The organism is Rahnella sp. BIGb0236 (assembly GCF_004364755.1).
Taxonomy (GTDB): Bacteria; Pseudomonadota; Gammaproteobacteria; order Enterobacterales; family Enterobacteriaceae; genus Rahnella; species Rahnella victoriana.
The window spans coordinates 1-19,111 of sequence record NZ_SOAO01000015.1; the positions used below are offsets into that span (position 1 = coordinate 1).

Genomic DNA, 19,111 nt, shown 5'->3' on the forward strand with positions numbered 1-19,111 from the left:
CAAATAAAGCCAAAAGCCCCGCACGAAAGTGTGGGGCTTTTGGCTTTACTGCTATCAGGTGGTTGGCTACACGAGAAGAGAGCAGGACAAAAGGCGAAGCCTTTTGAACGTTGCGCAGCAACGGCCCGAAGGGTGAGCCACGAAGTGGGTCATCAACTGCCAGGCATCAAATAAGTGGAAAGCCCTGTACTGACGTACAGGGCTTTTTGCTATGGGGGATTTGACGATTCAAACGACCTTAATCGCGTTGTTTTTACTGTCTTGCCAGCCAACGGACAATAAACTCCCCAACTTCTTCTATTTCATTGATATTCATAAGGCTAACTGTCGTTGGTATATCCTCTGGCTGACAATCACTGGCCACCGCAATAACATGAATATCCATTAACTGCTCCAGCGATTTTCCTGTCCCTTTCCTGTGAAGCACAATTTTGTCGATATCTTCGTGCTTGAACCCTTCAACGAGGATCATATCCAGATTATCGCTGTCAAAACGTGTTGCGAGATACCTGAGATTGAGCGGGTCTTGCTGCGGTGTTTCCGTCATTAATGCCCACCGGCTGTCACTGGCAACCATAGTCTGGTCTGCACCGGCTTTACGCAGCTCAAAACTGTCTTTCCCGGGAGTATCAACGTCAACATCATGATGAGTGTGCTTTATCAAACCTGTACGTATGCTGCGCTGACGTAGCCAGGGGATGAGTTGTTTGAGTAATGTCGTTTTCCCCGTTCCGCTGTAAGCGGTGATCCCCAGCAAAGGTATATGGTTTATGATCATCAGGATAAGTCCAGGTTGTTAATTTCCCAGAGTGCCACCTCTTCAGGCGTATTGAGATTGCAAAACGCGGCAGAGTCGTTGAACAATACGGCTTTGGCACCAATCTGATGAAAGAAAATCATTAATTTCCGCTCACCCTTCTCCAGATATGATTTCAGCTCAGGTATCAGATCACGGTTCAGCAGGCAAAGTGTCGGGTGTTCTCGTTCAGGATCACGGGCATAAACGGCTTTCTGATCCGCAGCGTTTTCCAGAAAGGTTTCTGCCAGGTTAGCCGGGAAAGCGGGCACATCGCAGGGAACGAAAAGAACCCATTCCGTTTTACTGACAGTTAATGCGGCAAGCATGCCAGCCAGTGGACCTGAAAAATCCGCCGTAATATCCTGAAAGGTCTGAAATTCACGGCCATAACGATCCGCATTTTGATTGCAGCTGATCAAGATCTCGCCGACGTGCGGACGCAACCGCTCTGCAATGTATTCAAATAAAGGCTTTCCCTTTACTTCTACCAGCCCTTTATCTTGCCCCATCCGGCTCGAACGCCCACCCGCTAAAATAACGCCGGTAATGTTGTCCATACTCATTATGTTTACCTGCAGAAACGTCTATATTCCTTTCATTGTAACGCCTTCGTCAGGGGCGGGCTGGTTTAACTTTTACATCGTAAGCTTGTCCTTTCCCTGATGAAATAACCCTGTTATTTTTAGGGTCTGTCACTCAGTGGAGAGGGAATATCATGAAAGAACATCGCGTAAATGAGTTGATCGAGCTGCTTCATCCGGCCTGGAAAGAAGACTGTGATCTTAACCTGATGGAGTTTATTCAAAAGCTGGCAACGGAATGTGGCTATCAGGGATCTTTAGGAGAACTGAGCGATGATACGTTGATTTATCATCTGAAAATGCGCGGTACTGACAGCACCACGGAAATCCCGGGTCTGAAGAAAGATTATGAGGATGACTTCAAAACCGCCATTTTGCGTGCCCGTGGCGTGATTAAAGATTGATGTAAACTTATGTGAACTTCATGCGAACCGCGAAAAATAGATGATACTATTTCCCATTATCATTTTTCTGTGCGGCTAATCCGAATGAAGTTATGAACAATTCAGCTTTTAATTTTCAGGCATTGTCGCCGGATCTTATCCTTGATGCGTTAGAGAGCGTCGGTCTGATTGCTGAGTCCGGCCTCACTGCATTAAATAGCTATGAAAACCGTGTCTACCAGTTTTTGGGTGAAGACAGAAAACGCTATGTGGTGAAGTTCTACCGGCCGGAACGCTGGAGTGAAGAACAAATTCACGAAGAGCATCGTTTTTCACTCGATATGGCTGATGCCGAAATACCTGCTGTTGCCCCTCTTTCTATTAATGACAATACACTTCATCACTATCAGGGTTATATGTTTACTGTGTTCCCAAGTGTCGGGGGGCGTCAGTACGAAATAGACAATCTTGATCAGCTGGAATGGGTGGGACGTTTCCTTGGGCGCATCCATCAGGTCGGCAGCGAAAGCCTTTTCACCGCACGGCCGACGATCGGTCTGGATGAATACCTTTACCGGCCGCGGGAAGTCCTGGCGGAGTGTTCCCTTATTCCCAAAAGTTTACGTGAGCCGTTTTTTGCTGCAACAGATAACCTGATCGCCACGACAGGCGAATTCTGGCACACCGACTGGCAGCCCCTGCGGCTGCATGGCGATTGCCATCCGGGGAATATTCTGTGGCGCGATGGCCCGTTGTTTGTGGATATGGATGATGCCCGCAATGGCCCGGCAATTCAGGATCTCTGGATGTTGCTGCATGGCGACCAAAATGAGCAAAGGCTCCAGCTGGACATATTGCTGGAAGCTTATGGAGAGTTTGCTGAGTTAGATACCCGTGAGCTGTCTTTGATTGAACCGCTGCGTGCTATGCGCATGGTTTATTATCTGGCCTGGGTTGCCCGTCGCTGGGAGGATCCGGCGTTTCCTAAAAGTTTTCCCTGGATGCAGGATGAAGACTTCTGGCGTGGTCAGATAGCCGCTTTTACTGAGCAAGTTAAGAAATTACAGGCACCTCCTTTACAGTTGATGCCAATGTATTGAGTCACGATTAACGTTCGAAGTTTAATTAAATGGAGATAGGCTTTATATGAAAAAGATATTCCTGGCACTGGTTGGTATGGTCATGGCCTTCAGTGTATCTGCCGCGCAATTTTCTGATGGTGCGCAGTACGTTACTTTAGATAAAACCGTTGCTAATGAGCCACAGGTTCTTGAGTTCTTCTCATTTTATTGCCCGCACTGTTACCAGTTCGAACAAGTCTGGCATGTGTCTGACAGCATTCGTAAGAACCTGCCAAAAGATGTTAAATATACCAAGTATCACGTTGAGTTCCTGGGCCCATTAGGCAAGCAATTAACTCAGGCATGGGCTGTCGCTATTGCTTTGGGCGTTGAAGACAAAGTCAGTCCGCTGATGTTTGATGCCGTCCAGAAACAACAGTCTGTACAGAATGCTGATGATATCCGTAAAGTCTTTATTCAGGCGGGTGTCAAAGGCGAAGATTACGATGCTGCACTGAACAGCTTCGTCGTGAAATCCCTGGTTGTTCAACAGGAGAAAGCGGCGGCGGATCTGGGGCTGCAAGGCGTCCCCTCTGTATTTGTGAACGGCAAATATATGGTTAAAAATGACGGGCTTGATACCAGTTCAATGGATATGTACGTCAAACAATATTCTGATGTGATCAATTTCTTAGCGACAAAAAAATAAGACATTGTCATCTCAACACCAGCCTTCGGGCTGGTGTTATATTCTCAGGAAATTTAAAGCTGAAAAATGATAACGGCAGAAAATATATTTAAGAGTGGCCCGAGTTATTCCCTCAAAAATATTACTATCCACAATCGCTATTAAGCTTCTATTACACCAATATTTCATAAATCGCCCTGATAACCTGATGATACCAGTAGCGAAAATGTTGGCATATTCTCTCCCTGCGATCCGATAATAATTTCCTATAAAAACTATTCACAAAGTTATCCACAGGATGATCCTTCGAGATCCCTCGCAACTTCGCAATGAATTTCCTTCTCAAGGTTCGTCTTTCCCGCTGGCTATGGCATCCTTAGGGCATGTCTGATCACGAATAAAGAAGAGTTATGGCCCAGATAGCAGAAAACCCCTTAATCCTGGTGGACGGTTCGTCCTACCTTTATCGCGCTTACCATGCGTTTCCTCCGCTGACCAACTCTGCGGGCGAACCGACCGGCGCGATGTACGGTGTGCTGAATATGTTGCGCAGTCTGTTGCTGCAATACACACCAAGCCATGTTGCAGTGGTTTTTGACGCGAAAGGCAAAACCTTCCGTGACGAACTCTTCGAACAGTACAAATCGCATCGCCCTCCGATGCCTGATGATTTACGCTCTCAAATTGAGCCCCTTCATCAGATGGTCAGGGCAATGGGTTTACCATTGCTGATGGTCTCGGGTGTGGAAGCGGATGACGTGATTGGTACGCTGGCCCTCGAAGCAGAGAAAGCCGGGCATGCGGTTCTGATCAGTACCGGTGATAAAGATATGGCACAGCTGGTAACCCCGGGAGTGACATTAATTAACACCATGAACAATGCGATTCTGGGGCCAGATGAAGTTGTTGAAAAGTACGGTGTTCCACCTTCACTGATTATTGATTTCCTCGCGCTGATGGGCGATTCCTCGGACAATATTCCTGGCGTGCCGGGCGTAGGTGAGAAGACCGCACAGGCTCTGTTGCAGGGCATTGGGGGTCTTGATGACTTATATGCGGATCTCGATAAAGTGTCGACGCTGACTTTCCGTGGTTCAAAAACCATGGCCGCTAAGCTCGCGGAAAACAAAGACGTTGCCTATCTCTCTTACCAGCTGGCAACCATCAAAACGGACGTGAAGCTGGATCTGACCTGCGCAGAACTGACCGTTTCAGAACCGGATGCGGATGAACTTCACCAGTTATTTGGTCGTTATGAATTTAAGCGCTGGCTGGCTGATGTCGAATCCGGCACCTGGCTGACCAGTAAAAAGTCGGCGGGTAAAGCGCCTTCAGCAGCGAAAAAGAAAGCTGCCGATCAGGAAACTGCCTCCGCGGTATCGGTCGAACCTAACCAACTTTCTCAGGACGGTTACGTCACCATTTTGGATCAGGCGACGCTGGATGAATGGATCGGTCATCTGAAAGCCTCTGAGGTATTTGCCTTCGATACTGAAACGGATGGTCTGGATACGCTGACGGCCAATCTCATCGGTTTATCTTTTGCGACGCAAGCAGGCAAAGCCGCCTATTTGCCAGTCGCTCATGATTATCTGGACGCGCCGGTACAGCTGGATCGCGATGACGTATTGAAACAGCTCAAACCTGTGCTTGAAGATGAAAAACAGCTGAAAGTGGGTCAGAACCTGAAGTTTGATCGCGGCGTTTTACTGCGTTACGACATTGAATTAAAAGGTATAGCCTTCGATACCATGCTCGAGTCTTATGTGCTCGACAGCGTATCTGGCCGTCACGATATGGACAGCCTTGCCGATCGCTATCTGGGACATAAAACGGTGAGCTTTGAAGAAATTGCCGGCAAAGGGAAAAACCAGCTTACCTTCAACCAAATCGCACTGGAGCAAGCGGCACCGTATGCGGCGGAAGATGCGGACGTCACATTGCAGTTGCATCAGGCACTCTGGCCCCGGATTGCGGAAAGTGAATCCCTGAAAAAAGTCTTCACGGATATTGAAATGCCGCTGGTGCCCGTGTTGTCTCATATCGAACGTACCGGTGTTCTGATTGATCAGAATATCCTCGCCGCCCATTCAAAAGAGCTGGCGATCCGCCTGAATGAGCTGGAAAACAAGGCGCATGAGCTGGCGGAAGAGCCTTTCAATCTGTCCTCAACCAAACAGTTGCAGGCCATTTTGTATGAAAAACAGAAACTGCCGATCCTGAAGAAAACGCCGGGTGGCGCGCCTTCGACTAATGAAGAAGTTCTGGCTGAACTGGCTCTGGATTACCCGTTGCCAAAAGTCATTCTTGAATATCGTGGTCTGGCAAAACTGAAATCGACGTATACCGACAAACTGCCATTGATGATCAATCCGCAGTCCGGGCGCGTGCATACGTCGTATCATCAGGCGGTAACGGCCACCGGTCGTCTGTCTTCCAGTGATCCCAATCTGCAAAATATTCCGGTGCGTAATGACGAAGGTCGCCGTATTCGTCAGGCGTTTATCGCGCCTAAGGATTACATCATTCTGGCAGCCGACTATTCGCAGATCGAACTGCGCATCATGGCGCATTTATCGAAAGATGAAGGTTTGCTGAAAGCGTTCGCCGAGGGGAAAGACATCCACCGCGCAACGGCTGCAGAAGTCTTCGGCACGCCGCTGGAGAAGGTTTCTGGCGAGCAACGCCGCAGTGCGAAAGCGATTAACTTCGGCCTGATTTATGGCATGAGCGCCTTTGGTCTGTCACGTCAGCTGAATATCCCGCGCAAAGAATCCCAGCGTTATATGGATTTATACTTTGAGCGCTATCCGGGCGTGCTGGAATACATGGAGCGTACCCGCGCTCAGGCGTCGGAACAGGGGTATGTTGAAACGCTGGATGGGCGCCGCCTGTATCTGCCGGACATTAAATCCAGCAACGCCATGCGCCGTAAAGGAGCTGAGCGTGCAGCGATTAATGCCCCGATGCAGGGGACCGCGGCTGACATTATCAAACGCGCCATGATCAGCGTCGATGCCTGGCTGAAACAACCGGATGCACCGCGTGCCCGCATCATCATGCAGGTACACGATGAACTGGTGTTTGAAGTGCATAAGGATGATGTTGAAGCTGCAAGCGAAAAAATCCGCAACCTGATGGAATCAAGCATGACGCTGGCCGTGCCGTTGAAAGTTGACGTGGGTACCGGTGAAAACTGGGATCAGGCTCACTAAGTGAATAGTTATTAAGCTTTTTTTGTAATTAAGCTACAGGATTATGGGCTCAGACCATGAAGGTGATCGCATAATCCGCGATTTTTGTGTAAGTAAACTACAAAAAGTTCTTTTTCCCCATCAGGAAATAGGGTAAAGTTTCTCTTGTAGGGTACAGAGGTAAGATGTTCTATCTTTCAGACCTTTTACTTCACGTAATCGGATTTGGCTGAATATTTTAGCCGCCCCAGGCATTTATGTCTGGGGCGTTTTTTATTGGATTTTCGTCGGTTTTTACCCACAAAAGCCCATTAAAAAGGGCGACCCTGCGGCCTAATGCTGGTCACTTAAGGTGACCAGCATTGTTTTTTAAGGGATATTTCGACCTTTTTTCTCTCACTTCCCTTGCATATTCACGCTCACGCCTCGGGGGGAGTTTTAGCATCGCTGCGTTGCTGTAAAAATGCTTCAGATGACCCGGGATGGCTCCCGCTGATGCCCACGGCAGCCCGATTAACAACCGTAATATCTCCGACACTGCACCGCTAAAACTCAGCTGATAAGGCAGATAATCTCCCTTCAGGCTGAATGCCATCTTGATCATCTGGTAACGAACAAGGTTATAAGTCAGCAGGATACCCCACAGTTCCTGCCTGACCATTTCCGACAGTTTGCTTCTCAACGCCCACCGGTTCCCCAGTAAAAACTGCTTAGCCTCCCTGTATCCTAACTCGATTTCCCAGCGATGCTTATAAAGCTCCGCCACGCTGGCGGCCGGATAACGCATCGCATCCGTCATTGACGTCACAACCTGCCGTTCAACGCCATTGACCTTCCGGCGGATAAGCCGCACGGTTATTTCTTCCGGCAGTCCTTCCCACTGTTTTCTGGCCTGCGGTGACGTTTTCAGCCGTATCAGCTCGTCCTGTTTGCCGAGCTTACACACCACCTCGTACTGCGTGTTCTTTTTCAGCGGCGTCAGCCAGTGGCGATTTTCGCCCGCATTATGCCAGACATGTAGCAGTCCTAAAGAGTAAAAACCCTTATCAAACAGCGTAATACTGTTATCCGGCGCGCTGTCTGCCAGCTGTGCCGCCAGGCGCATCTCATTAACGTCGTAACTGTCCATCACACTGGCCCGCAGCAGGTGGCTGCTCAGTTCCATCAGGCATACCATGCGGACCTGAGGATATCCGCGTTCACCGTGCTGGTTAGAAGCCTTACCGAAGGCCTCTGCATTTTCAGGCGTGTCCTGCGTATGCCAGACTACGCCATCGACGGCATTGAGTGTCAGTCCGTGCCAGAGAGGATGTTTTGCCTCTGCATGCCAGTGTTGCTGAGTGATATCAAACAGAACCCGGATGGCATCTTCACCTAACGTTTTTCTGCGGGCAATAACGGAGCTGGGTGCGGTGAATGAGCGTCCGGTTCGGTCAACAATATCCATCAGATTAACGATATGACTCATAGGCTTATTGTTGAATATGGCCATACCGATAACCAGCCAGACCATGGACTCGAGGGGGAGTTTACGCTTGCGTAGGGTGACGGTGTCAGTGAGAGAAAAAGCTTGCTGAATGAGGTCAGGAGACAGGAGGTCAGCGAGGCTTTGAACTTCATCGGGGGCAGTGAGATTGATAATACCGAGAGCTTGTGAAAGTTCCATTTAAAAAGGGTCCATGTTGAGCATGAACCCTTTTTACACGAGCCACAGGATCGGTCAACCGATCCTTAAACGATCGGCATTAACCCTGCGGCCACCCTTTCTGTTCTTAACTTACATTTTCCCTTACGGGAGGGCGCAATTATTCGCCTTCGTCGGACAGCGCTTCTTCCAGCACTTCCGGTGGGATTTCGCTGAACCAGGTGTTCAGTTTGTCACTCAGTTTATCCACGCCCATTTTCTTCGGTGACGAGAACGCTTCGACCTGAATGTCGCCCATGAATTCCTTCACAGCTTCGCGAACCATTTTGATCTGCGCCTGACGTGCGCCTGAAGCCAGTTTGTCGGCTTTAGTCAGCAGCAACATCACCGGTGTACCGACATCCACTGCCCACTGAATCATTTGCTGATCGAGATCTTTCAGCGGATGGCGGATATCCATCAACACAACCAGACCTTTCAGCGAGTTGCGCATTTGCAGATATTCGCCCAGCGCACGCTGCCATTTGCGTTTCATTTCTTCCGGCACTTCCGCGTAGCCATAACCCGGCAAGTCGACCAGGCGAATACCCGGTTTCACTTCAAACAGGTTGATAAGCTGGGTGCGGCCCGGTGTTTTACTGGTACGTGCAAGGCTTTTTTGCTGCGTCAGGGTATTCAGTGCGCTGGATTTGCCGGCGTTTGAACGACCAGCAAATGCGACTTCAATGCCTGCGTCAGATGGCAAATGCCGGATATCCGGGGCGCTCATGACGAAATGGGTCATATGATAGTTGTAAGTTTGGCTGGTCAAAGCGTGCGTCTCCGTGAGGCATGAGTATCTGGCTGGCGATTATAACTGCAACTGCGCCGTGATGTGTTCGTGTTTTTAAAATCCGAATGATGAGGCGAAGGGACCACAGAGATGAAGGCGGGGGAAAATTGCCTTCATGATGTAAGACATTTGCTATTCATGATGCGGGTTATTTCGCTTGTTTTAACGCTGTGTTTTTTAATGTCATTCAATTTCAATAAGATAAAATTAAGGCGCTCTCTGCACCTTAAACACAGCTGGCGGGTATCTTGAGCCTTTGTGTCAGTCGGGTAAAGTAATTCTTACGCGATGAAGGCAAGCAGGGAAACACGGACGATAATTGCATTCAGGGATCACGGGAAATGCATCGCGATTTAGGGATGAACGGAGCCGGAGGCTCTGAAAGGCAAAGGAAAAACCGGGACGTTGACGCTATACAGGGAAAGTGTTTGATGAACATCCTTCTCATGAAGGAAAGAAAAAGGCAGCAAGGTTACCTTGCTGCCTTTTTTCTTTGCCCGCTTTCTGCTAGATTCCGCCGCAAATCTATACTAAATGTACACACCTAAGAGCAGATGCCATGAAACAGCCAGCGAAAGCACCGCGCGCCAATACCGCGACAGCGAAAACGAAGAAGAAAAGTCGTGTAGAGCTTGATATCGAAGCGCGCGAACGCAAGCGTGATAACAAGCGCCGTGGCCATAAAGCAGGCTCCCGCGCGAACCCGGATGCGGCTCAGAACCAGAACGGCGCAGGCGCGAAAAAAGCCGATCCGCGTATCGGCAGTAAAAAAGCCGTGCCATTGATCGTTGAGACCGTCACGAACAATGCAGCGAAAGCGAAGAAAGCCGCACAGCCGAAGCAAGATCCAAAACCGAAGATGACGCCGGAAGAAGAACTGACGTTACTTGAGAACGATGAGCGTCTGGATTCCTTGCTGGATCTCATCGACGATGGCAAAGCGTTAAGCGCAGAAGATCAGGCTTATGTTGACCAGACTCTGGATCGCATCGACGTTCTGATGGAAATCCTCGGCATTGAACTCGGCGACGACGAAGATGAAGAAGAAGAAGTGAAGAACGAAGACATGATGCAGTTGCTCAAGCGCGGGAACCCGAAAGAAGGTTTCTAAGCCATGCGCTGGGTTATCCCGGCAATAGCCTTACTCTTTGCATGTTATCTGCTTTGGTTATTCGGTAAACTACGCCGGTTATCGAAAACCAAAGCACGTTTGCGCAGAGCGACCTTTGCACGGCAGGCCCCAAGCCTGCCTGTAAGGCGACCCGGCAGCATCCGACGCCGGAAGGAGTAAGTCACCTATGTCAGAACAGACCACCGTCTGGGATTTAGCGCTGATCCAGAAGTACAATTATTCGGGCCCGCGATACACATCCTATCCCACAGCACTTGAGTTCAGTGAAAGCTACGACAACATCGCTTTCGAAAATGCGGCCGCCCGTTATCCGGCGCGTACGCTCTCATTGTATGTGCACATTCCTTTCTGCCATAAACTCTGCTACTTCTGCGGCTGCAATAAACTGGTCACACGCCAGCAGCATAAAGCCGAAGAATATCTTAACGTGCTTGAAAAAGAGATCAGCCACCGTGCACCGCTCTTTAAAGGCCGTCAGGTCAGTCAGCTGCACTGGGGCGGTGGTACACCGACTTACCTCAATAAAGCGCAGATAAGCCGTCTGATGGGCCTTCTGCGGGCACACTTTGATATCCTGCCCGATGCAGAAATGTCACTGGAAGTGGATCCTCGTGAAATCGAGCTGGATGTGCTCGATCACCTGCGCAGCGAAGGTTTTAATCGCCTGAGCATGGGCGTTCAGGATTTCAATAAAGAAGTGCAGCGTCTGGTGAACCGCGAGCAGGATGAAGACTTCATCTTTGCCCTGATTGAACGCGCCCGCGCGCTGGGTTTCAATTCGACCAATATCGACCTGATCTACGGGCTGCCGAAACAAACGGCGGAGAGTTTTGCCTACACGCTGCAACGCGTGGCTGAGCTTAATCCCGACCGGCTGAGCGTATTCAACTATGCGCATATGCCAAAATTGTTTGCTGCTCAGCGTAAAATCAAAGATGCCGATTTACCTGGCGCAGAAGAGAAACTGAAAATTCTGCAGGAAACCATCGCCTCGCTCACCGCCTCCGGTTACCGTTTTATCGGCATGGATCACTTTGCCCGTCCTGATGATGAACTGGCGGTTGCCCAGCGAGAAGGCAAACTGCACCGCAATTTCCAGGGCTATACCACTCAGGGCGACAGCGATTTGCTGGGGATGGGCGTTTCGGCGATCAGCATGCTCGGCGATACCTACGCGCAGAACGAAAAAGATCTCAAAACGTATTACGCCAGAGTGGAAGAGCAGGGGAATGCGTTATGGCGCGGTCTGGAAATGACCGATGATGACTGCCTGCGCCGCGACGTGATCAAATCGCTGATCTGCCATTTTGAACTGAATTTCGCTGATATCGAACAGCGTTACGGCCTTCAGTTTACCGACTATTTTGCCGACGATCTGGCGCTGCTGAAGCCGCTGGCAGAAGACGGGCTGGTTGAGGTGAGCGACACGCATATTCAGGTGACGCCGCGCGGACGTTTGCTGATCCGCAATATCTGTATGTGTTTTGATATTTATCTGCGCCGTCAGGTGCGTCAGCAGCAGTTCTCCCGCGTGATCTGATTTTCTTCGCTGAGCAAAGCAAAACAGCCGCATAAGCGGCTGTTTTGCTGTCTGGTACACAGAAGGATTATTCCATGCCCAGTTCTTTCAGCTTACGGGTCAGGGTATTGCGTCCCCAGCCCAGCAACCGTGCGGCTTCCTGTTTATGTCCCTGAGTGTGGCGCAGCGCCGTGGTCAGTAACGTACGCTCCATTTCAGGTTGTGCTTCTGACAGCAGGTTTTGATGACCGGAACGCAGGGCGCGGTCTGCCCATTGTGCCAGCAGCGTTGCCCAGCTGTCCGGCAGACTCTGACCGCCGGTTTCCGGGGCTGACGTCTCAAACAGTTCGCTGGGCAGATCCTGAATCAGCACTTCCTGACCCGCTGCCATCACGGTGAGCCAGCGACAGGTATTTTCCAGCTGGCGCACGTTGCCTTGCCACGGCAGACGCGTCAGTGCGGTTTCCGTTTCCGGATGCAGGTTTTTCGCTTCCACTCCCAGTTCTTTGGCTGCCACTTGCAGGAAGTAACGCGCCAGACGCGGAATGTCTTCACGGCGTTCGCGCAGCGGTGGCAGATGGACGCGGATAACGTTCAGGCGATGGAATAAATCCTCACGGAATTTGCCTTCCTGTACCCGCAGTTCCAGATTCTGGTGCGTCGCGGCGATGATTCGCACATCCACTTTCACCGGCGCATAACCGCCCACACGGTAGAACTGACCATCTGCCAGCACGCGCAGCAGACGGGTTTGCACGTCGAGTGGCATATCACCGATTTCATCGAGGAACAGCGTGCCGTTATCGGCCTGCTCAAAACGCCCCTGACGAATGGTATTGGCACCGGTAAATGCCCCTTTCTCGTGGCCGAATAATTCGGATTCGATCAGGTCTTTCGGGATTGCCGCCATGTTCAGCGCGATAAAGGGCGCTTTGGCGCGCGGGCTGTGACGGTGTAAAGCATGCGCGACCAGTTCTTTACCTGTACCGGATTCCCCGTTAATCAGCACGCTGATGGAAGAGCGGGACAAACGGCCGATGATGCGGAACACGTCCTGCATGGCTGGCGCTTCGCCGATAATGTCGGCAGTCGGGCCACTTGCCGGCTGGCTGCGTGCCGGTTGCTGTTGTTCCTGATAATGACTGATGGCGCGTTCAACCAGTGCCACGGCTTCGTCAATGTCGAACGGTTTTGGCAGATAATCAAAGGCACCTTGCTGATAGGCGCTGACTGCGGCATCCAGATCGGAATGCGCTGTCATTATGATGACCGGAAGCATCGGGTGACGTTGTTTAATCTGCTTTAACAGGGCTAAACCGTCCATCCCGGGCATACGGATATCCGATAACAACACGTCAGGGGTTTGAGTCGCAATGGCATCAAGCACTTCATTGCCGCTGTCAAACGTGGTGCAGGTTAAACCGGCTCCAGTGAGCGCACGTTCAAGTACCCAGCGGATGGAGCTATCGTCATCGACGATCCAGACTATCCCTCGTTGCATAAGAACCTCACTGGCGAATAGGCAGGAAAACCGAGAATTCGGTATGTCCTGGCCAACTGTTAAATTCAACTTTACCCGAATGCTGATCAATCAAACTGCGCGCGATAGACAGGCCCAAACCGGTGCCCCCTTCGCGGCCACTGACCATGGGGTAAAAAAGGGTGTCCTGCAAATGCGCCGGAACGCCGGGGCCGTCATCTTCAATATCGATACGGGCCACCAGGCGATAACGCACGCCATGTAACGTGATCTGGAAAGCGGTACGTGTGCGTAATGTAATTGTGCCGCCTTCCTCCCCCAGCGCCTGTAAGGCGTTGCGGGTAATATTTAACAAAATCTGTTCTATCTGATCGGGATCGTGTGCCAGTTCCGGCAGGCTCGGGTCATAGTCCCGCACCAGCTGAACATTATCCGGCTTCTCCATCGATACCAGCTGGCAAACCCGTTCCGCCACCTGATGGATACTTTGTGTCACATGCTGGCTCGGACGTTGCGGCCCAAGCAATCTGTCCACCAGATTACGCAGACGGTCAGCCTGCTCGATAATGACTTTGGTGTATTCCAGCAAGGCTGGATCAGGCAGCGCTCTGGATAACAATTGCGCGGCACCGCGTAATCCGCCGAGCGGATTCTTTATCTCGTGCGCCAGACCGCGGATCAAATCACGCGCAGCAACCTGTTGAGCATGCTGCAATTGTTCCTGACTCAGGCGACGCTGATTATCCATCGGCGCCAGTTCCACCAGAATGAAACCTTCCGGCAGCATCTGCGCGGTCAGCGACAACACATGCGCACGACCGTCAACCACCAGCGTCACTTCACTGTCTGTAAAGCCCTGTCCGGCTGTCAGACTTTCACGCATTAACTCGATGTTCAGCGAAAAATATCCCACCAGTTCTGGCAAAGGGGTGCCAAAAAGCTTTCGGGAACTTTGCGCCAGTAACTGCTGAGCCGCCGGATTGGCGTAATGCACCGCCAGTTCGTCGTCCAACAGCAGAACGCTGTTGATTAAGGAATTCAGGATCTGCCCAGCATCGGGCAGTTTGCCAGTTGCCATACCGCAGTCTCCCGCACCTGATTGGTGCATTTTATCTCGCTACCCGGGGAAATCACGGGCCTGAGGGGTTAAGCAGGAAAGAGTGTGGAGAAAAAAGCCCATCCGGAGATGGGCTGAAAGTTTCCACGGCAACAAATATAAATCGTCATACTTAATTTTGACGCTGAAGGAGTTGTTAACGCCGTCCTCCAGTCGGGTATTTCTCTCAGCGCCGGTCGGAAAACCGGCGCTGAGTTCAGGTTCAATTAAAAATCAAACGCTGTTTTTTTAGACGCTATAGTACAGTTCGAACTCAACCGGATGCGGAGTCATACGCACGCGGTCCATTTCTTCTTTACGCAGACCGATGTAAGCATCGATAGCGTCGTCAGTGAACACGCCACCACGGGTCAGGAACTCGCGGTCTTCGTTCAGTGCGTTCAGTGCTTCTTCCAGTGAACCTGCAACTTTTGGAATTTCTGCTTCTTCTTCCGGCGGCAGGTCATACAGGTTTTTGTCCATCGCATCGCCAGGGTGGATCTTGTTGATGATACCGTCGAGGCCAGCCATCATCAGTGCAGCAAACGCCAGGTATGGGTTAGCCGCTGGATCAGGGAAACGTGCTTCGATACGCATCGCTTTTGGCGTTGATACGTGTGGAATACGGATGGATGCAGAACGGTTACGCGCGGAGTAAGCCAGCATCACTGGCGCTTCGTAGCCCGGGACCAGACGCTTGTAAGAGTTGGTGGTTGGGTTAGCGTAGGCGTTGATTGCTTTAGCGTGTTTGATGATACCGCCGATGTAGAACAGTGCCATTTCAGACAGGCCGCCGTATTTGTCGCCAGCGAACAGGTTGTTACCGTTCTTGGACAGAGACATGTGGCAGTGCATACCGGAACCGTTATCGCCAAACATTGGTTTTGGCATGAAGGTTGCGGTTTTGCCAAATGCGTGAGCCACGTTGTGAACCACGTATTTGTAGATTTGGATTTCGTCGGCTTTCTTGGTCAGGGTGTTGAAGCGGGTTGCCACTTCGTTCTGACCTGCAGTTGCCACTTCGTGGTGGTGAGCTTCAACAACCAGACCCATTTCTTCCATGGTCAGACACATGGTAGAACGCAGATCCTGGGAGGAGTCGACCGGAGGAACCGGGAAGTAACCGCCTTTCACTGCAGGACGGTGGCCTTTGTTGCCGCCTTCATATTTGGTGCTGGAGTTCCATGCGCCTTCGATATCATCGATAGCGACGTGAGAACCGGAGATGCTGCTGCCGAAGCGCACATCATCAAACAGGAAGAATTCTGGCTCTGGCCCGAACAGAACGGTGTCCGCGATACCGGAAGAACGCAGGAAGTCTTCCGCACGTTTTGCGGTAGAGCGTGGGTCGCGGTCATAACCTTGCAGCGTGGTTGGCTCAAGGATGTCGCAACGAATGATCAGGGTGGTTTCTTCGTAGAATGGGTCCAGAACAGCAGTGCTCGCATCTGGCATCAATACCATGTCAGATTCGTTAATGCCTTTCCAGCCACCGATTGAAGAGCCATCAAACATTTTGCCTTCTTCGAAGAAGTCAGCGCTAACCTGGTGTGCAGGAATGGTGACGTGCTGTTCTTTGCCTTTGGTATCAGTGAAACGTAAATCTACGAATTTCACTTCATGCTCATTCAGCATCGTCAAAACGTGTTCAGCGGACATACTAGTTCTCCCGAATTTCTCATTATCGTCGTGGAACGAATAACCATTTTTGGTCTTTAGTTGGAAATAACAGCTTTACTTGAACTGGCGTGTGGACTGAACAGCGCTATTATTTGACTGGTCAGACGCTTCACCCTGTAAAAACTTTTTTTTACCCTAAAAACTATTAGCGAAAAGTGTGCCAACTTTGAGAAAATGCAAACAACGCCATTTTACAGGGCTCTTGCACTCGATAAGTATGCACCATAACGGAATTTCTGCACTATAATGGTGCTAACTCTGAGATGCATGGCACCAAAACGGTGCGTCATAATGGTTCAGTGGTCTTTTTGCACCGTGAAAGGGATCACAAAGTAACCATCCATAAGTTGTTTCATCAAGATCCTTGTGATCTTGTTTAGAACCTCGCTTAATACGTGTACAATAGCGCGCTATTTCTAATGCCTGAGGCAAAGCTGTGATCGAAAATTTGCGTAACATCGCCATTATTGCCCACGTTGACCATGGTAAAACCACCCTGGTCGACAAGCTGCTGCAACAATCCGGTACTTTCGGAGAGCGTGTAGAAGCCACTGAACGCGTAATGGACTCCAACGATTTGGAGAAAGAGCGTGGGATTACCATCCTCGCAAAAAACACCGCCATTAATTGGAAAGACTACCGCATCAACATCGTGGATACCCCAGGACACGCCGACTTCGGCGGTGAGGTAGAGCGTGTGATGTCAATGGTCGACTCGGTGCTGCTGGTTGTGGATGCAATGGATGGCCCAATGCCGCAAACCCGTTTCGTGACCAAAAAAGCCTTCGCTAATGGTCTGAAACCGATCGTGGTAATCAACAAGGTTGACCGCCCTGGCGCGCGTCCTGACTGGGTTGTTGATCAGGTCTTCGACCTGTTCGTTAACCTGGACGCAACCGACGAACAACTCGATTTCCCAATCATCTATGCATCAGCATTGATGGGTATCGCGGGTAACGACCATAACGATATGGCCGAAGACATGACCCCGCTGTATCAGGCGATCGTTGACCACGTATCTCCGCCACAAGTTGAGATGGATGCACCTTTCCAGATGCAAATCTCTCAGCTGGACTACAACAACTATGTTGGCGTCATCGGCATCGGCCGCATCAAACGCGGTACCGTTAAGCCTAACCAGCAGATCACTGTCATCGACAGCGAAGGCAAAACCCGTAACGGTAAAGTCGGTAAAGTTCTGACCCACATGGGTCTTGAGCGTATCGAAGCGGCCGTTGCTGAAGCGGGCGACATCATCGCCATCACCGGCCTGGGCGAACTGAACATCTCCGACACTATCTGTGATCCGGCGAATGTTGAAGCTCTGCCAGCGCTGAGCGTTGATGAACCAACAGTAACCATGTACTTCAACGTCAACACCTCTCCGTTCTGTGGTAAAGAAGGTAAGTATGTGACTTCACGTCAGATCCTTGACCGTCTGAACAAAGAACTGGTGCACAACGTTGCCTTGCGTGTTGAAGAAACTGAAGATGCTGATGCATTCCGCGTTTCAGGCCGTGGTGAACTTCACCTGTCGGTTCTGATCGAAAACATGCGTCGCGAAGGTTTCGAGCTGGCGGTTTCCCGTCCTAAAGTAATCAACCGTAAAATCGATGGCCGCATGCAAGAGCCATTCGAGAACGTGACACTGGATATCGAAGAGCAACACCAGGGTTCTGTCATGCAGGCCATGGGTGAGCGTAAAGGCGATGTCAAAGACATGATCCCAGACGGCAAAGGTCGTATCCGTCTTGATTACCTGATCCCAGCACGTGGCCTGATCGGCTTCCGTACCGAATTCATGACCATGACTTCCGGTACCGGTCTGCTGTACTCCACGTTCAGCCACTATGATGACGTTCGTCCGGGCGAAATCGGCCAGCGTCAGAACGGCGTGCTGATCTCCAACGGTCAGGGTAAAGCTGTTGCGTTCGCACTGTTCAGCCTGCAAGACCGCGGTAAATTGTTCCTGGGCCACGGCGCAGAAGTGTATGAAGGCCAGATCATCGGTATTCACTCACGTTCTAACGACCTGACCGTGAACTGCCTGACCGGTAAGAAGCTGACCAACATGCGTGCGTCCGGTACTGACGAAGCAACGACTCTGGTTCCTGCTATCAAAATGTCTCTGGAGCAAGCTCTGGAATTCATCGATGATGACGAACTGGTCGAAGTGACTCCTCAGTCTGTACGTATCCGTAAACGTCACCTGACCGAGAACGATCGTAAACGTGCAATGCGTGGCCCTAAAGAAGGTTAATCTTCTTCCACGTTAGCCGTTACACAGAAACAGGGTGCCTCCGGGTACCCTGTTTTTTTTATGTTTTTTTCTTCTCCGTTCGTTAAACCCCGCAGAGATGTCACTGTTCACCTGTACGTTTTACCGCTAAAGTTAACTGTCATCGTTGAAATCAGGAGCGTGCAATGCTGTACATTTTTGATATGGGAAACGTCATTATAGATATTGATTTCAAACGTGTGCTGGGGGTGTGGAGCCATCTGAGCGGAACGCCGCTGGCCATGCTGACCGAGCGTTTTTCAATGGGCGAGGCGTTCCAGAAACACGAGCGCGGTGAAATCAGCGACGAACAGTTTGCCGCCGATCTGTGTGATGAAATGGGCATTGCGCTCAGCTTCGAGCAGTTCAGTGCGGGCTGGCACGCCGTTTTCGTCGGTCTGCGTCCGGAAGTCATTACCTTATTCCAGAAGCTTCGCGAAGAAGGTCATCGCGTCGTCGTGCTGTCAAATACCAATCGCTTACATCTGGATTTCTGGCCGCATCATTATCCGGAAATCGAAGCCAATACGGATGCGATGTACCTCTCGCAAAATCTCGGTATGCGCAAACCGGAACCTGAAATATTCCGGCACGTTCTGGACACCGAAGGGTTTACCGCCGATCAGGCCGTGTTCTTTGATGACGTTGCCGAAAATATTGAAGCTGCCCGGCAGGCAGGCATTCAGGCTGTGTGGGTGGAAGATAACCAGACGGTACCGCAATACTTTTCCTGAAGGATGTAC

Annotated in this window: 15 protein-coding genes; 8 read left to right on the top strand and 7 right to left on the bottom strand. The window is 50.7% G+C overall.

The genetic code is table 11. The annotated features are described in order from the left end of the window. Window positions 1-253: 253 nt before the first annotated feature. On the bottom strand, window positions 254-778 hold the full coding sequence (gene mobB / locus EDF78_RS21910) for a molybdopterin-guanine dinucleotide biosynthesis protein MobB (RefSeq protein WP_095924067.1): 525 nt from the start codon (window positions 776-778) through the stop codon (window positions 254-256). Beyond that, window positions 778-1,362 carry a molybdenum cofactor guanylyltransferase MobA gene (mobA, locus tag EDF78_RS21915; protein ID WP_095924068.1) on the bottom strand — a complete coding sequence of 195 codons (585 nt, stop codon included), beginning with the start codon at window positions 1,360-1,362 and terminating at the stop codon, window positions 778-780. Before mobA ends, mobB begins: the two co-directional genes overlap by 1 nt. 152 nt (window positions 1,363-1,514) lie before the next feature. Here mobA and EDF78_RS21920 point away from each other — a divergent pair, with 152 nt between their 5' ends. The 4 genes from EDF78_RS21920 (at window position 1,515) to polA (ending at window position 6,727) form a co-directional block, all read left to right on the top strand. Continuing rightward, window positions 1,515-1,784 carry a YihD family protein gene (locus EDF78_RS21920; RefSeq protein WP_095924069.1) on the top strand — a complete coding sequence of 90 codons (270 nt, stop codon included), beginning with the start codon at window positions 1,515-1,517 and terminating at the stop codon, window positions 1,782-1,784. A 92-nt stretch (window positions 1,785-1,876) separates the two neighbouring features. Continuing rightward, window positions 1,877-2,863: a serine/threonine protein kinase gene (locus tag EDF78_RS21925; protein ID WP_095924070.1), complete on the top strand. Its 987-nt coding sequence runs from the start codon at window positions 1,877-1,879 to the stop codon at window positions 2,861-2,863. Between the two features lie 46 nt (window positions 2,864-2,909). Then, entirely contained in the window at window positions 2,910-3,533 is a 624-nt protein-coding gene (gene dsbA / locus EDF78_RS21930) for a thiol:disulfide interchange protein DsbA (protein ID WP_056777623.1), read from the top strand. A 389-nt stretch (window positions 3,534-3,922) separates the two neighbouring features. Continuing rightward, window positions 3,923-6,727 carry a DNA polymerase I gene (polA, locus tag EDF78_RS21935; protein ID WP_133823897.1) on the top strand — a complete coding sequence of 935 codons (2,805 nt, stop codon included), beginning with the start codon at window positions 3,923-3,925 and terminating at the stop codon, window positions 6,725-6,727. Between the two features lie 322 nt (window positions 6,728-7,049). Here polA and EDF78_RS21940 read toward each other — a convergent pair whose 3' ends face one another. Together EDF78_RS21940 and yihA are read right to left on the bottom strand one after the other, a co-directional pair. After that, on the bottom strand, window positions 7,050-8,372 hold the full coding sequence (locus tag EDF78_RS21940) for an IS4 family transposase (protein ID WP_133823898.1): 1,323 nt from the start codon (window positions 8,370-8,372) through the stop codon (window positions 7,050-7,052). 139 nt (window positions 8,373-8,511) lie between these two features. Beyond that, window positions 8,512-9,162 carry a ribosome biogenesis GTP-binding protein YihA/YsxC gene (gene yihA / locus EDF78_RS21950; protein WP_095924073.1) on the bottom strand — a complete coding sequence of 217 codons (651 nt, stop codon included), beginning with the start codon at window positions 9,160-9,162 and terminating at the stop codon, window positions 8,512-8,514. A 580-nt stretch (window positions 9,163-9,742) separates the two neighbouring features. Between yihA and yihI the strand changes: the two genes are divergently transcribed. Together yihI and hemN are read left to right on the top strand one after the other, a co-directional pair. Then, window positions 9,743-10,294: a Der GTPase-activating protein YihI gene (yihI, locus tag EDF78_RS21955; protein WP_133823900.1), complete on the top strand. Its 552-nt coding sequence runs from the start codon at window positions 9,743-9,745 to the stop codon at window positions 10,292-10,294. A 187-nt stretch (window positions 10,295-10,481) separates the two neighbouring features. Then, on the top strand, window positions 10,482-11,855 hold the full coding sequence (gene hemN / locus EDF78_RS21965) for an oxygen-independent coproporphyrinogen III oxidase (RefSeq protein ID WP_133823901.1): 1,374 nt from the start codon (window positions 10,482-10,484) through the stop codon (window positions 11,853-11,855). Window positions 11,856-11,922: 67 nt separating this feature from the next. On the opposite strand, the gene glnG is transcribed toward hemN, so the two are convergent. The 3 genes from glnG to glnA all read right to left on the bottom strand — a co-directional run bounded on the left by glnG (window position 11,923) and on the right by glnA (window position 16,069). Continuing rightward, window positions 11,923-13,335, bottom strand: a complete 1,413-nt coding sequence (glnG, locus tag EDF78_RS21970; RefSeq protein WP_095924078.1) for a nitrogen regulation protein NR(I) — start codon at window positions 13,333-13,335, stop codon at window positions 11,923-11,925. 7 nt (window positions 13,336-13,342) lie between these two features. Beyond that, the gene (gene glnL, locus EDF78_RS21975) at window positions 13,343-14,392 is read right to left on the bottom strand and encodes a nitrogen regulation protein NR(II) (protein ID WP_013577653.1); all 1,050 of its coding nucleotides are present in this window, start codon (window positions 14,390-14,392) and stop codon (window positions 13,343-13,345) included. A 267-nt stretch (window positions 14,393-14,659) separates the two neighbouring features. Next, window positions 14,660-16,069, bottom strand: a complete 1,410-nt coding sequence (gene glnA / locus EDF78_RS21980) for a glutamate--ammonia ligase (RefSeq protein ID WP_013577652.1) — start codon at window positions 16,067-16,069, stop codon at window positions 14,660-14,662. A gap of 457 nt (window positions 16,070-16,526) precedes the next feature. On the opposite strand from glnA, the gene typA reads away from it, so the two are divergent. Continuing rightward, window positions 16,527-18,350: a ribosome-dependent GTPase TypA gene (typA, locus tag EDF78_RS21985; protein WP_095924079.1), complete on the top strand. Its 1,824-nt coding sequence runs from the start codon at window positions 16,527-16,529 to the stop codon at window positions 18,348-18,350. 164 nt (window positions 18,351-18,514) lie between these two features. After that, on the top strand, window positions 18,515-19,102 hold the full coding sequence (yihX, locus tag EDF78_RS21990; RefSeq protein ID WP_095924080.1) for a glucose-1-phosphatase: 588 nt from the start codon (window positions 18,515-18,517) through the stop codon (window positions 19,100-19,102). The last annotated feature ends 9 nt before the right edge of the window (window positions 19,103-19,111 follow it).

Excerpts from the sequence above, each read along its gene's own strand:
- mobB (WP_095924067.1), bottom strand. The coding sequence starts at position 778 with ATGATCATAAACCATATACCTTTGCTGGGGATCACCGCTTACAGCGGA.
- mobA (WP_095924068.1), bottom strand. The coding sequence starts at position 1,362 with ATGAGTATGGACAACATTACCGGCGTTATTTTAGCGGGTGGGCGTTCG.
- EDF78_RS21920 (WP_095924069.1), top strand. The coding sequence starts at position 1,515 with ATGAAAGAACATCGCGTAAATGAGTTGATCGAGCTGCTTCATCCGGCC.
- EDF78_RS21925 (WP_095924070.1), top strand. The coding sequence starts at position 1,877 with ATGAACAATTCAGCTTTTAATTTTCAGGCATTGTCGCCGGATCTTATC.
- dsbA (WP_056777623.1), top strand. The coding sequence starts at position 2,910 with ATGAAAAAGATATTCCTGGCACTGGTTGGTATGGTCATGGCCTTCAGT.
- polA (WP_133823897.1), top strand. The coding sequence starts at position 3,923 with ATGGCCCAGATAGCAGAAAACCCCTTAATCCTGGTGGACGGTTCGTCC.
- EDF78_RS21940 (WP_133823898.1), bottom strand. The coding sequence starts at position 8,372 with ATGGAACTTTCACAAGCTCTCGGTATTATCAATCTCACTGCCCCCGAT.
- yihI (WP_133823900.1), top strand. The coding sequence starts at position 9,743 with ATGAAACAGCCAGCGAAAGCACCGCGCGCCAATACCGCGACAGCGAAA.
- hemN (WP_133823901.1), top strand. The coding sequence starts at position 10,482 with ATGTCAGAACAGACCACCGTCTGGGATTTAGCGCTGATCCAGAAGTAC.
- glnG (WP_095924078.1), bottom strand. The coding sequence starts at position 13,335 with ATGCAACGAGGGATAGTCTGGATCGTCGATGACGATAGCTCCATCCGC.
- glnL (WP_013577653.1), bottom strand. The coding sequence starts at position 14,392 with ATGGCAACTGGCAAACTGCCCGATGCTGGGCAGATCCTGAATTCCTTA.
- glnA (WP_013577652.1), bottom strand. The coding sequence starts at position 16,069 with ATGTCCGCTGAACACGTTTTGACGATGCTGAATGAGCATGAAGTGAAA.
- yihX (WP_095924080.1), top strand. The coding sequence starts at position 18,515 with ATGCTGTACATTTTTGATATGGGAAACGTCATTATAGATATTGATTTC.